The organism is Thauera mechernichensis, from assembly GCF_029588855.1.
In the GTDB taxonomy this organism is placed as follows: domain Bacteria; phylum Pseudomonadota; class Gammaproteobacteria; order Burkholderiales; family Rhodocyclaceae; genus Thauera; species Thauera mechernichensis.
This window is the reverse complement of sequence record NZ_JARQZE010000007.1, coordinates 120,437-133,232: the sequence shown is the minus strand read 5'-3', so window position 1 is coordinate 133,232 and position 12,796 is coordinate 120,437. Positions and strand designations below refer to the sequence as shown.

At 67.5% G+C, this 12,796-nt stretch carries 11 protein-coding genes; 4 read left to right on the top strand and 7 right to left on the bottom strand.

Going from position 1 to position 12,796, the window contains the following annotated elements; all coding sequences use genetic code 11:
• Window positions 1–119: 119 nt before the first annotated feature.
• A complete protein-coding gene (locus P7F68_RS11770; protein WP_277833286.1) occupies window positions 120–1,925 on the top strand; it encodes a M61 family metallopeptidase in 1,806 nt (601 codons plus the stop codon).
• A gap of 33 nt (window positions 1,926–1,958) precedes the next feature.
• Here the strand turns inward: P7F68_RS11770 and P7F68_RS11765 are convergent, their stop codons facing one another.
• From P7F68_RS11765 to P7F68_RS11740, 6 genes are all read right to left on the bottom strand, one after another.
• A complete protein-coding gene (locus P7F68_RS11765; RefSeq protein ID WP_277833283.1) occupies window positions 1,959–3,386 on the bottom strand; it encodes an MATE family efflux transporter in 1,428 nt (475 codons plus the stop codon).
• Complete coding sequence (locus P7F68_RS11760; protein WP_002939621.1) at window positions 3,383–3,910, bottom strand: hypothetical protein; 528 nt, start codon at window positions 3,908–3,910, stop codon at window positions 3,383–3,385. The genes P7F68_RS11765 and P7F68_RS11760 overlap by 4 nt, the downstream gene beginning before the upstream one ends.
• Window positions 3,911–4,143: 233 nt before the next feature.
• The gene (locus P7F68_RS11755; RefSeq protein WP_277833281.1) at window positions 4,144–5,601 is read right to left on the bottom strand and encodes a Y-family DNA polymerase; all 1,458 of its coding nucleotides are present in this window, start codon (window positions 5,599–5,601) and stop codon (window positions 4,144–4,146) included.
• 18 nt (window positions 5,602–5,619) lie between these two features.
• A complete protein-coding gene (gene imuA, locus P7F68_RS11750; protein WP_002939623.1) occupies window positions 5,620–6,270 on the bottom strand; it encodes a translesion DNA synthesis-associated protein ImuA in 651 nt (216 codons plus the stop codon).
• Window positions 6,271–6,327: 57 nt separating this feature from the next.
• Entirely contained in the window at window positions 6,328–6,936 is a 609-nt protein-coding gene (gene lexA, locus P7F68_RS11745) for a transcriptional repressor LexA (RefSeq protein WP_198291779.1), read from the bottom strand.
• Between the two features lie 108 nt (window positions 6,937–7,044).
• A complete protein-coding gene (locus P7F68_RS11740; protein WP_277833277.1) occupies window positions 7,045–8,106 on the bottom strand; it encodes a zinc-dependent alcohol dehydrogenase family protein in 1,062 nt (353 codons plus the stop codon).
• 249 nt (window positions 8,107–8,355) lie between these two features.
• Here P7F68_RS11740 and P7F68_RS11735 point away from each other — a divergent pair, with 249 nt between their 5' ends.
• The 3 genes from P7F68_RS11735 (at window position 8,356) to P7F68_RS11725 (ending at window position 11,438) form a co-directional block, all read left to right on the top strand.
• Window positions 8,356–8,838 carry a peroxiredoxin gene (locus P7F68_RS11735; protein WP_002929883.1) on the top strand — a complete coding sequence of 161 codons (483 nt, stop codon included), beginning with the start codon at window positions 8,356–8,358 and terminating at the stop codon, window positions 8,836–8,838.
• On the top strand, window positions 8,828–9,313 hold the full coding sequence (locus P7F68_RS11730) for an FKBP-type peptidyl-prolyl cis-trans isomerase (RefSeq protein ID WP_002929884.1): 486 nt from the start codon (window positions 8,828–8,830) through the stop codon (window positions 9,311–9,313). Before P7F68_RS11735 ends, P7F68_RS11730 begins: the two co-directional genes overlap by 11 nt.
• A gap of 61 nt (window positions 9,314–9,374) precedes the next feature.
• Window positions 9,375–11,438 carry an ABC transporter ATP-binding protein gene (locus tag P7F68_RS11725; RefSeq protein ID WP_270067919.1) on the top strand — a complete coding sequence of 688 codons (2,064 nt, stop codon included), beginning with the start codon at window positions 9,375–9,377 and terminating at the stop codon, window positions 11,436–11,438.
• Here P7F68_RS11725 and P7F68_RS11720 read toward each other — a convergent pair whose 3' ends face one another.
• Entirely contained in the window at window positions 11,439–12,737 is a 1,299-nt protein-coding gene (locus P7F68_RS11720) for a transglycosylase SLT domain-containing protein (RefSeq protein ID WP_277833404.1), read from the bottom strand.
• Between the last annotated feature and the right edge of the window lie 59 nt (window positions 12,738–12,796).

The window sequence follows — 12,796 nt, the reverse complement described above, 5'->3', positions numbered from 1 at the left end:
GCTTCCTGCCGGCGCAGGGCGCGCCATCGCGAGTGGAGCCGCAGGACCGGGCGGGGGTATGCTTCGCAACGCTCGCATTTTTCTGCCTCCCACTTCTTCGCCTGCGGAGCACCACGCGCATGCCAACCCCTCATCCTGCGGTCGCCTACCGCATTTGCCCGTCAAACCCCGGCGCCCATCTGTTTGCGGTGAGCTGCACAGTGGCCGACCCCAACCCGAGCGGGCAGGTGTTCCGCCTGCCGGCGTGGATTCCGGGCAGCTACATGATCCGCGACTTCGCGCGCAATATCGTGCGTCTGCGTGCCGAGAGCGCCGGGCGACCGTGCGCGGTCGAGAAGCTCGACAAGCACAGCTGGCGCGTGTCGCACCCGGTCGCCGGTGAGCCGTTGGTGCTGCACTACGAGGTCTATGCCTGGGATCTGTCGGTACGTTCCGCCCATCTCGACCGTACGCATGGTTTCTTCAATGGCACCAGCGTGTTCCTCGCCGTCGAGGGGCGTACCGACATGCCCTGCGCAGTCACCATCGAGCGCCCGGAAGGCGCCGAATTCGCCGACTGGCGGGTGATCACCAGCCTGCCGCCCGCAGATGGACGCCCGGGCGGAGAGGGCAGCGGCCGCTTCGGGCGCTACCTTGCCGCCGACTACGACGAACTCATCGACCACCCGGTGGAAATGGGTTGCTTCAGCCTGGCCCGCTTCGAGGCCGGGGGTGTCGCCCACGACATTGCGCTGACCGGACGCCACGACTGCGACCTCGAACGCCTGTGCGCCGACCTGGCACGCATCTGCACCTGGCAGATCGATCTGTTCGGTCGCCCGGCGCCAGTGGATTACTACGCCTTCCTGACCATGGTGGTCGGCGATGGCTACGGTGGCCTCGAACATCGTGCCTCGACGGCGCTGCTGTGTGCGCGCGAGGATCTGCCCTGGAAAGGGATGCAGGGCCTGCCCGATGGCTACAAGTCCTTTCTCGGCCTGTGCAGTCACGAGTACTTCCACACCTGGAACGTCAAACGCATCAAGCCCGCCGCCTTTGCCCCCTATGATCTGTCGCGCGAGAACCACACCAGGCTGCTGTGGGCGTTCGAAGGCTTCACGTCCTACTACGACGACCTTGCGCTCGTGCGCAGCGGCGTGATCGATCCGGAGGACTACCTCGGTTTGCTGGGCAAGACGGTGTCGAACGTGATGCGCGGCAGCGGTCGGCTCAAGCAGAGCGTGGCCGAATCATCATTCGATGCGTGGACCAAGTACTACCGCCAGGACGAGAACGCGCCCAACGCCATCGTCAGCTACTACACCAAGGGCGCCCTGATCGCGCTCGCGCTTGATCTGCAGCTGCGCGCCGGCAGTGCGGGCGAACGCAGCCTGGACGATGTGATGCGCCGCCTGTGGGTCGAGCATGGCCAGACCGGTATCGGCGTCGCCGAGGACGGTATTTACCAGGCGGTGCGCGAGGTGGGCGGTGCCGGCCTGGGTGCGCGCCTGGCGCGCTGGCTTGAGCATACGGTCGAGGGTACGGAGGATCTGGCGCTGCAACGCCTGCTCAAGGGGTTCGGGGTGGACCTGGACGCAGAGGCCAGCATCCAGGCCCCCAGCCTGGGCATCAAGCTGGCCGCGGGTGAGGGCGAGGTGCGCGTCGCCAATGTGTTCGATGGCGGCGCGGCCCAGCGTGCCGGCCTGTCGGCGGGCGACGTGCTGATCGCGCTCGATGGTCTCAGGCTGAGCCCCAAGGGCCTGGAGGCGCAACTCAAGCGCAGGCAGGTGGGCGATCGGGTGGAGCTGCACGCCTTCCGTCGTGATGAGCTGATGCGCTTCAGCGTGGAGCTCGACCCGCCGGCAGTTGACAGGTACGTGCTCAGGTTCGCACCGCGCAGTGGCGAGCGCGCACGGCGCTTGCGCAAGGGCTGGCTGGGGCGCTGAGCGCGGCCGACTGGGGGCTGGCGCCGCGGGTGCTCAGCGCCCGGGGTCGAGTTCGCGATGGCGGCGCAGCACGCTGCGCAGCAGCAGGCCGAACAGGACGGAAGCCAGGATCGTCGCCGCCACGCTGGCTTCCCAGAACCCGGCTACCGAGGGCTGCTCGGTGCGTGCGCCGACGTGGTAGGTCAGCCAGTAGCCGCCTGCCAGGCCGATGCCCCAGAAGCACACGGTGTGCAGCAGCATCGGCAGAAGGGTGATCTTGAAGCCGCGCAGTGCGTGGGCGGCGACGGTCTGAATGGCATCGCTGAGCTGGTAGATGCAGATGTAGAAGATGAGCCCGAGCGCAACCGCGCGAACCGCCGGATCGCTGGTGGAGAGGGCAATCACCGGCCCGCGCACCAGCCACAGCGCAATACCGATGGTGACTGCAAATGCGCAGGTGAGCCACAGGCTGACTCTCACCGTGGCACGTGCGCGCGCCCAGTCGCGCGCACCGGCTGCCTGGCCCACCAGTACCAGGGTGGCGATCGACATCGCCAGCGGAAGCATATAGACGAGGGCGGCGAGGTTGGCGACGACGCGGTGGCCCGCCACTGCATCGGCGCCGATGCGGGCGACGAAGAGCGCGATCAGGGTGAATGAGGTGATCTCGATGAAGGTCGACAGCCCCATCGGTACGCCCAGCCTGAGCAGGCTGCCGATTGCGCGTGCACGTGGCGGTTGCCAGCGCTCGAAGATGCGGTAGCGCCGGTAAACCGGCGTTCGCCACAGGTAGGCGAGTGCGCAGGCGAAGCCGAGCCAGCTTACGAGTGCGGTCGAGATGCCGCAGCCCAGGGCGCCGAGTGCGGGCAGTGGCCCGAGGCCATGGGTGAGGAACCACGCCAGCGGGATGTGCGTGCTGGTGGCGATGAAGCTGATCGCCATCAGCACACGTGGCCGGCCGAGGGCGTTGATGAAGGCGTAGAAGGTGCGGTGCAGCAGCACCGCAGGCAGTCCGAAGGCGGTAGCCAGCATGTAGCTGCTCGCCGTGGCGGCAACGTCCGCAGGTACGCCCACGCGCGCGAGCAATGCCTCGGGGTGGGCGAGCAGCAAGGTTCCGGGTACGGCCAGCATCAGGGCCAGCCAGAAGCCCTGGTGCAGGGCGGGACCGATCTCGTCATGACGGTCGGCGCCGACATGGTGTGCGACCGTGGGCGCCACCGATTGCAGGATGCCGACCAGCAGCATTACCACCGAGATGTATAGCCCGCTACCGACTGCGACGGCGGCCAGGTCCTTGGTGCTGTAGTGGCCGGCGATGAGGGTGTCGGCCACCATCATGCTCATCGACAGCAGTTGCGCGACCAGCACGGGCCAGGCGTGGTGCAGCAGCTGTCTGCCGATGGCGAGCGCCCCCGGTACGCTCGGGGCAACCGGCGAAGGCTGCGCCGAAGGGGCTTTGGACGTGGCGCCGGCTACGGTCAATCTTCGGACGCCGCGTTGGGGATCAGGCGCGGACGCCAGTAGCGCCAGGCGAGAAACGCGAATAAGGCGCCCATGATCAGCCAGAAACCGACGCCTTGCCAGAATGCGATCGGATCGGTGGCGAGCAGGTAGTCGCGTGGTGGGCGGACGAAGTGGATGCGGCCACGCAGCACGGCCTGGATGGCCATCGCCGCTGCAGTGGCGGCGGGAGCGAACCACACGAACAACCCGGCGCCGACGATGAAGCGGTCGAGTGCGGGCGAGGGATGGCGACGCGGCTGGTAGACGCTATCGACGCCGAACCAGACGGCAAGCAGGAAGCCGATGGCGGCAGCGAGCGGTCCGAGGGCCATGGCAGCGCCGAGCAGGGTGGTCGCAGCCATGAAGGTGGGCCCTTCGAGTGTGGCGATTTCGGGCCACAAGCGATCGAGCTCGGAAAAGATCAGCCACGATGCGGGCAGAGCGACCAGGCAAAGGAGCAGGCAGAACAGCGCACGTCTGCGGCTGCGATCGCCTGCCAGCACAGCATCCTGCGCATGATCGGTGGCTCGTGAAGAGGAGGGGGCGGTCGGGGTAGGGCTCGGCTGTTGGGGCTGGGGCATCGTCGGTTGTCGGTTTGTGCTTGCAGGATCCTGGATTGCAGTCGGAAGCACAGAAGATACTGGGTGGAGGGTAAAAAGGGGGAGGGGACAAAGTGTACTACGCCCGTCCCCGCCACTTGCTATCTCCTGCATGACATCGCCCGTTGTCGCGTTGCTCAGGCGAAATAACCATGCAGGAACCAGCGCCCGGGCGGGTCGAGCGCCTGGAAAATCCAGCACAGGGCTTGGCCCGTGTTGTTTGCGAGGTAGTAGTCGCGGTGCACCGGATGGTCGTCCCACCAGCCGCACTCGATGCGCTCGGCCTCGCTCAGCAGGACGTAGTCTGCGCGCTCGATGGGCTTTGGCTCCGGCAGCAGCCACAGCGGACGGACGTGCAGCCCCTTGTGTTCGCGTGCGAGGGGGTTCGCGTGTGCGCTGCAGGTGTGTTGTGCGGGACTGCCGGCGCAGCTTGCATCGCCCTGGCGCCAGGCCGACTCCGGACGGTGGTCGGGCTGGGAGGCAAGCAGGTGGACGCTGGACTGGCCGAGACGGGCGCGCAGGCGGTCGAGCAGCAGGACGGCCTGCTCGCGCAGGGTGCCGACGTCATCGAACAGCACGCCTGTGCGCGCAATGGCGGCCAGCGGACGATCGGCAATCAGCCTGAGGGCGCCGACGTCCGCCTCGAGTACCAGGCGGGCCAGTTGCTCACGCAGGATCGTCAGCAGGCCAGCGGTATCCCTGCAGGGCTGGCCGAGCACCAGTTCGAGCCTGCTGTGGGGGCGATGTGCATGCTCGAGGATCAGCTGGCAATGGTCGATGGCGGCGTGTCGCGCCTGCAGCCAGCCTTCCAGGCTGGCAAGCAGTCGGCGGGCGGCGAACAGCAAGGCCTCGCTGTGATGGGTGGGTGCCGGCAACTCGAGACCGTGGCTGAAGGTATCTGCCGCTTCGAACCAGGGACGCGGGTCGGGCATCTCGCCGCGTGCGCGCGCCAGACAGTGGCGCACTGCCTGGGCGCCGCGGCGCGCCAGCCCGGCTGCAGGCAGGTCGCGGGCCTCGCCGAGGCTGTGCAGGCCAAGGCCGGCGAGCAGGGCCCGGGTGTCGGCGTCGCAAGCGGCTTCGTCCTCGAGAACGGACAGTGGCAGCTGGTCGATGGCCTGCAGCCAGTCCTCACCAGCGGGGCGCCCGCAGCGGGCGAACCAGCGTGCGGCCAGGGGGGTGGGGGCAAGGCCGATGCGTGCATGAAAGCCGAGTGCGGCGAGGCCGCTGGCAACCTGGGTGGTGATGTCATGAACGCTGCCGAACAAGCGCAGGCAGCTGGCGATCTCGAGCAGTACCGCATCCGGAGAGGACAGGCTTACGCGTGGGGTGAAACGTCCTGCCCAGCTTGCGATCTCGTTCAGCGCCTCGGCTTCGCGTCGTGGCACGCGTGCATGCAGGCGGAGCTCGGGCAACAGTGCGCTTGCGCTTGTTGCGTGCTGCCCGGGACGGATGCCGGCTGCCTGCGCGGATGCGCTGGCGGCGATCAGCGGCGCGCCAGGCTTGTCGGCGGTGATGGCGATGGCCGGTACGTCGCGCAGGCCACGGGTGAAGACCTGGAGCGGCAGGTCGGGCAGCAGGATGGCGAGCCAGAGCATGGCGAAAGGCGGAGCCCGTCAGCGGATCGGCAGCAGGAGCGGGCGTGCCAAGGGCGGGCCGCGACGCTTGAGGATATCGACCCGGAGCTGGCCGGCCGCGGGTGTCAGGCACAGGCGCAGCGCCGCAGGCGAGGACTGGCGGGCGGCAGCGAGGGGACGGAACAGGAACAATGGTGTGGCGCCTGCCTCGGCCGCCAGTTGCAGTCGGCGCAGCGCCGTGTTGTCCGGCATGTGCAGCCAGGCGAGCACGGCTGCACAGCTGCCGGAGGCTGCTGCCTGGCGTGCAGCCCATACGGCATCTCTGGCTTGAGGCGGGCGAACCAGCAACAGCCGCGAGAGGGCGACGCCAGCGTCGGCGAGGGCGGGTGCATAGGGTAGCAAGGGCGGGGAGACCAGGGTGATCCAGCGCTCGGCAGGGGCGCCGCCGAGCAGCGGCAGCAGCAGGGATAACTCGCCCACGCCGGGCTGGTCGAGCAGCAGTTCGATCAGCGCGCCAGCCGGCCAGCCACCCCCGGGCAGTTCACGATCGAGCGCGGCGAAACCGCTCGGATGGCAGGTGTCTGCATGGTCGGCAATCCGGCTGGCCTGCCAGACGCTGCCGGCGGGCAGGGCGTCGAGTACGGCCGCCAGCGGCGCAGCAGAGGGGGCGTGGCGCAGGGATGCAGCCATTGGGAGCGATGCGGGCAGGACGGCACGATGAGACTAAAGCCGCTGGGTGACGGGGGCTCAGTGATCCTTGCGGATCAGGCCGACCATGACCCCTTCGATGACGAGTTCGTCGCGCCGGGTGTCCACCACGATGGGTGTGTAATCCGGGTTGGCGGGCAGCAACTCGACCACTGCGCCCTTGCGCTGCAGGGTCTTGACGGTGACGTCATCCTCGACGCGGGCAACGACGATCTGTCCGTTGCGGGCCTCGCTGCTGCGGTGAACGGCGATCAGGTCGCCGTCGAGGATGCCGGCATCACGCATGCTCATGCCACGCACCCTCAGCAGGTAGTCGGCCTTGGGCGAGAACAGGGAGGCGTCGAGCTGATAGCGGGCCTCGACATGCTCGGCGGCAAGGATGGGGCTGCCTGCAGCCACTCGTCCGACCAGTGGCAGGCCGAGTGCTTCGGCCAGGCGGATGCCGCGGGCGCGACCTTCCTCGAGCAGGATTGCGCCTTTGGCGGCCAGTGCGCGCAGGTGGGTTTCGGCCGCGTTGGGCGAGCGAAAGCCGAACGCGGTGCAGACTTCGGCGCGGGTGGGCGGGCGGCCTTCGGACTCGACGGTGCTGCGGATGAAGTCGAGGATTTCCTGCTGGCGTGCGGTAAGGGTTTCGTTGCGGGCAGACATGTCGGCCTCCATGAGCTGGCTGTAATTTTAAACAGTTGTGTGCCAATGGCAAGCATCACGGTCAACCGTGCGCCGACCCGCATCAATCCTGCGGTGTGCGATGTGCGCTCAGGGCACGAGCACGGCTGCGCCCTGAAGCTCGCCACGCCTGAGCCGTTCGAGCGCCAGGTTGGCATCTTCGAGCGCAAAACGGGTGATCTCGGTACGGACAGGTACGCGAGGGGCAAGCGCCAGGAAGGCGTCGCCATCGCTGCGGGTGAGGTTGGCTACCGACACGATGCGGCGCTCGCCCCACAGGATGTCGTAGGGAAAGGACGGAATGTCGCTCATGTGGATGCCCGCGCACACCACCGTGCCGCCCTTGGCCAGCGCACGCAGGGCGGCGGGTACGAGCTCGCCCGCAGGGGCGAAGATCAGCGCTGCATCGAGAGGGTGGGGCGGCTTGTCGGTAGCGCTACCGGCCCATGTCGCGCCGAGATGGTGCGCGAAGGCCTGGCTGGCGGTGTCGCCGACGCGCGTGAAGGCATACACCTCGCGGCCCTGCCAGCGTGCCACCTGGGCGATGATGTGGGCGGCTGCACCGAAGCCGTACAGCCCAATGCGCTGCGCTGCGCCGGCCAGGCCCAGCGCGCGGTAACCGATCAGGCCCGCGCACAGCAGCGGCGCGGCTTCGGCGGCATCGAGCGCATCGTCCAGCGCAAAGCAGTAGCGGGCGTCGGCCACGGTGTATTCGGCATAGCCGCCCTGGATCTGATAGCCGGTGAAACGCGCTTCGTCGCACAGGTTCTCGCGTGCGCTGGTGCAGAAATCGCACCGGCCGCAAGTCCAACCCAGCCAGGGTACGCCGATGCGCTGGCCGGGTGCCAAGCCGCTCACCCCCGTGCCGAGGGCGGCGACTCGTCCGACGATCTCGTGTCCGGGGATCATCGGCAGCGGCGGGTCGGGTAGTTCTCCGTCGACCAGGTGCAGGTCGGTGCGGCAGACTCCGCAGGCTTCGACCCGCAGCAGAACCTGCCCGTGTCCAGGTCGGGGCAGAGCGAGCGCCCGAGCGCGCAGAGGTTCGCCACTGCGCTCGAGCACCATGGCCCGCATGGTTGCGGGCAAGACGACGAGAGGGCGTGGCGGTGGAGCCTCGGGGGCTGGGTTCTCGGGGTATGTGAATTCGGGCATGGGCCCCCTCTGTAGCCGTGCGGCAGATGATCGATTGCCGGCCCCGCGCCCATGCAATGATGCGCTGCGTCTTGAGCCCGGGCCAGATCTGGGCTATTGCTTCTCCATGGTGTCGGCAGGCGGCACCCCGAAGCGAGACAACAAGCCAGGGAGGAGTTCTCAGTGCTGAACCAATCGCAAGTCAACCTCCACGCCGGTAGTGCTGGCCGGGTGTCTCGGCTAGAATCCCCTCCACATCAGGGAGAACACATGCTGCAGAGCGGAGACATCGCCCCCGCGTTTTCACTGCCGGATGCCGACATGGAAATTTTCGACCTCGCGTCGCAGGTCGGCAAGCAGAATGTGGTGCTCTATTTCTATCCCCGTGACAACACGCCGGGTTGCACGCTCCAGGCCGCCGATTTCAGCGACCATGAGGACGAGTTTGCCCGCTACGACTGCATCGTGGTGGGCGTGAGCCCCGACGATTGTCTGACGCATGCCGAGTTCCGCGACAAGGAAGGCCTGTCGATTCGCCTGTTGTCGGATACGGACACCGAGGCTTGCCGGCTCTACAAGGTCTGGCAGGAGCGGGAAGTCGACGGAGTCAGGAAGATGGGTGTGCGGCGGTCGACCTTCATCATCGACAAGGCAGGCAGGGTCCGCCACGCACTCTACGATGTGATGCCTCGCGGCCATGCCGCCGCGGTTTTTGAATTGGTCAAGGAACTGGAATCCCGCAATGCAAAATGAGATCGTCAAGAACAGCGTCGTGACGCTGCAGTACACCGTGCGCGACCCGGACGGCGCCGTCATCGACGATGGCCAGCACCCGCTGGTCTATCTGCATGGCGGCTACGACGGCATCTTCCCGGTGCTCGAAGAGGCCCTGCACGGCAAGAAGGTTGGCGAAAAGCTGCAGGTCAAACTGCAGCCGGAAGACGCTTTCGGCGACTACGACGAAGAGCTGATCCTGGTCGAGGATGCCAAGCTGTTCCCCGATAACATCGAGATCGGCATGAGCTTCGAGCGTGTGTCCGAGGATGGCGAGGAGGACCTCGTCTATCGCATCACCGACATCGCCGACGGCAAGGTGGTGGTCGATGGCAACCATCCGCTCGCTGGGGTTGCGCTCGTGTTCGACGTCACGGTGGCCGAAGTCCGCGCCGCAAGCGCGGAGGAGATCAGCCACGGTCACGTGCATGGGGCCGGTGGTCATCACCACTGAGGATCGTGATCAGAGGGCCGCATCAGCGGCCCTTGTTTCGTGAACTGTCCGTAAGGTCTGCATGAGCCTTTCCGTATCCAGCGCCGCCGTCGCAGGCGCGTGCGCCAGCCACGGCGCGCCCCTGCTCGAGGTGACGGACCTGCGCGTGGCGATCGCGCGCGGCGACGACGAGATCCGCCCCGTCGATGGGGTGAGCTTTTCCATCCGCCAGGGTCAGACTTTCGCCCTGCTGGGCGAGTCGGGTTGCGGCAAGTCGATGACCGCACTGGCGCTGGCGCGCCTGTTGCCGGACACCGGGCAGATCTGCGGCGGCAGCGTACATCTCGCAGGCGAGGACGTGCTGGCCTTGCCCGAGGCCGCGATGCGGCGAGTGCGCGGCGGGCGCATCGGCATGATCTTCCAGGAACCGTCGACGAGCCTCAATCCGGTGATGACCGTCGGCGCACAGATCATGGAGGCGCTCGCCCGTCACTGCCCGCCGGGTGTGGTTTTGGCGGACGAGGCTTGCGGCCTGCTCGAGGCAGTCGGCATCCCTGATCCTGCACGCCGCCTCCGCGATTTCCCCTTCCAGTTTTCGGGCGGCATGAAGCAGCGCGTGATGATCGCCATCGCGCTTGCCGGCCGGCCTCAGCTACTGATTGCCGACGAGCCGACGACGGCGCTGGATGTCACCATCCAGGCCCAGGTGCTCGATCTGCTGGTCGCGATCCAGCGTGCGCGCGGCATGGGCATGCTGCTCATCACTCATGACCTGGGTGTGGTCGCACGCGTGGCCCACACGGTGGGGGTGATGTACGCGGGCGAGATTGTCGAGACCGGCGCGCGCACGGACTTCTTTGCTGCGCCGCTGCATCCGTATTCGCGCAAGTTGTTTGCCGCCTTGCCGGGCGCCGACCGCCGCGGGGCCGCACTGGAGGCGCCCGAGGGCAGCGTGCCCGGGCTGGACAGGGTGTTCCAGGGCTGCCGCTTCGCCGAGCGTTGCCCGATGGCCTTCGATCGCTGCGACGAGGAGGCGCCGGGTTGGCACAGGCTCGGCGAGCAGGCGGTGCGCTGCCACCTGTACGAGGGCGTCAGCGTGCCGCGGCCGTTCGTGCCCGCACAGGCGTTGACCGCGGTCGCCGAGGGCGCGCGCAGCCGGCAGCCGGTGCTGGAGATTCGCGATCTCTCGGTCCATTTCCCCGTGCGCAAGGGTGTGCTCAAGCGCAAGGTCGCCGAACTGAAGGCCGTCGATGGTCTGAGCTTGCGCCTGTATGCCGGCCGTACGCTTGCCCTTGTCGGCGAGTCTGGCTGCGGCAAGACGACCGTCGGCAAGGCCGCCCTGCGGCTGGTCGAGGCCACGGCCGGCGAGTTCCTGCTCGATGGCGAGAACATTACCGCCTTGCCGGAGCAGGCCTTGCACCCTTTGCGCCGCGCAGTGCAGATGGTATTCCAGGACCCCTTTGCCTCTCTCAATCCGCGCATGCGGGTCGGTGACATCATCGAGGAAGGCATGAATGCGCTCGCGCTCGGTGGCGACCCGCGCCAGCGCCGGAAACAGGTGGATGGCCTGCTCGAACGCGTTGGCCTGGATCCCGACATGCGCTGGCGCTACCCGCACGAGTTTTCCGGCGGCCAGCGCCAGCGCATTGCGGTGGCACGTGCGCTGGCGGTGGCGCCCAGGGTGCTGATCTGCGATGAGCCGACCAGCGCGCTCGATGTATCGGTGCAGGCACAGTTGCTGAACCTGATGCGTGAGCTGCAGCGTGAGCACGGCCTGGCCTATCTTTTCATCACTCATAACCTGGCGGTGGTGGAGTACCTCGCCGACGAGGTGGCGGTGATGTACCTCGGTCGTATCGTCGAGGAGGGACCGGTCGAACGCGTGCTGTCGGCGCCCACCCATCCTTACACCCGCAGCCTGATGGCCGCGGTTCCACGCATCGATGCCGAAAGCGCGGAAGACAGCGGCGCTGACACTGCAACGGCAGCGCTCGACCTGCCATCCCCGCTTGCGCCGCCGGCAGGCTGTCATTTCCACCCGCGCTGCGCACATGCCACCGATGTCTGCCGGCTGAGCTATCCCCAGGTGACCGAGATGTCGCAGGGCCACCGCGTGCGCTGCCATTGGCCCCGCTTCGGCGCCTGATCAGCGCGTGCGGCTGCCGGAGCGGGGGGTGGTGCTGGCGCGCGGACGGTTCGAAGTGGACTTGAGTTGTGGCTGACCTGCACCGGCAGGTTTGAGCTTCAAGCCCTGGCGGCTGGGGGCGGCATTGGCAAAAGGCAGCAGCGCGCTGACCTCGAGTGCGCCCTCGGGCTCCACCCCGTCGGGTACGAGAAGGGCATGACCCGGACGTGGGGTGGCACCGGCGGCAAGGCCGTTGAGGCGTCGCAGTTGGGCCGGCGTGAGGCCATGCTGGCGTGCGAGCGCATCGATCGACTCCCCCGCGCGCACGGTGTGCATGCGCCAGCCCTTGCCGCTGCGTTCGAGTTCGGCCAGGCCTTCCTCTAGGCGTTCTGCACGGTCGGTGGGGACGATGAAGGTCTGCCCCGGCGTGGTGATCGCCGGGCGATTGAAACCGGGGTTCAGGGCCAGGAACTCGTCCAGTGGCATGTCGGAGAGGCGGGCGGCGGTGGCCAGGTCCACACCGACGGGGGCGTCGACGGTGACGAAGTGGAGCTCGTTGGCAACGTAAGGCAGCTCGAAATGGAACAGCTCGGGCTCGTTGACGATGTTCTTGATCGCCTGCAGCTTCGGGATGTAGTTGCGCGTTTCCTCAGGCATGCGCAGGTGGGTGTACTCGAGGGGAAGACCGTCTTCGGCGTTGCGCTTGAGTGCGCGTTGTACAGAGCCTTCCCCCCAGTTGTACGAGGCCAGGGCGAGGTGCCAGTCGCCGTGCATCTCGTAGATGCGTTGAAGGTAGTCGAGCGCGGCGTTGGTCGATGCGATCACGTCGCGGCGCTCATCGACCCATTGATCCTGGGTGAGGTTGAAGTAACGCCCCGTGGATGGAATGAACTGCCACAGGCCGGAGGCGTGGGCCGATGAGTAGGCCATCGGGTTGAAGCTGCTCTCGACCATAGGCAGCAGGGCGATCTCGGTCGGCATGCCGCGGCGCTCGAGCTCGTCGACGATGTAGTACAGATAGCGCCCGCCGCGGCCGAAGACCTGCTTGAGAAAGCCCGGTCGGTTCAGGTAGAAGGCCTGCTGGTCCATCACCCGAGGGCTGTCCAGGTCCGGCATGCCGAAGCCGCGCCTGATCCTGTCCCAGATGTCATTGGCGTCGCGGGTGAGGTCGAGTGTCAGCACGCGCTCGACCACGATCTCGTCCTCGATCTGAGCCTCAGCTTCGTCCTGGGCGGCGGGAATGGCCTGAACCGGCGCATCCGTGGGCGGGTGCTGCTGTGCCAGGGGGGCTTGGCAGAAGGCCGCAAGCACGGTGGCCATCAGGATGCGGCGGGTTTGCGCGCCGGGGGCTGCAGGGCACAGGCGAGGGGAACGGGGCA

Bases quoted from the DNA above. Each gene is read 5' to 3' on its own strand.
- P7F68_RS11770 (WP_277833286.1), top strand. From the start codon at position 120: ATGCCAACCCCTCATCCTGCGGTCGCCTACCGCATTTGCCCGTCAAAC.
- P7F68_RS11755 (WP_277833281.1), bottom strand. From the start codon at position 5,601: ATGCTCTGGCTCGCCATCCTGCTGCCCGACCTGCCGCTCCAGGTCTTC.
- imuA (WP_002939623.1), bottom strand. From the start codon at position 6,270: ATGGCTGCATCCCTGCGCCACGCCCCCTCTGCTGCGCCGCTGGCGGCC.
- lexA (WP_198291779.1), bottom strand. From the start codon at position 6,936: ATGTCTGCCCGCAACGAAACCCTTACCGCACGCCAGCAGGAAATCCTC.
- P7F68_RS11740 (WP_277833277.1), bottom strand. From the start codon at position 8,106: ATGCCCGAATTCACATACCCCGAGAACCCAGCCCCCGAGGCTCCACCG.
- P7F68_RS11735 (WP_002929883.1), top strand. From the start codon at position 8,356: ATGCTGCAGAGCGGAGACATCGCCCCCGCGTTTTCACTGCCGGATGCC.
- P7F68_RS11730 (WP_002929884.1), top strand. From the start codon at position 8,828: ATGCAAAATGAGATCGTCAAGAACAGCGTCGTGACGCTGCAGTACACC.
- P7F68_RS11725 (WP_270067919.1), top strand. From the start codon at position 9,375: ATGAGCCTTTCCGTATCCAGCGCCGCCGTCGCAGGCGCGTGCGCCAGC.
- P7F68_RS11720 (WP_277833404.1), bottom strand. From the start codon at position 12,737: ATGGCCACCGTGCTTGCGGCCTTCTGCCAAGCCCCCCTGGCACAGCAG.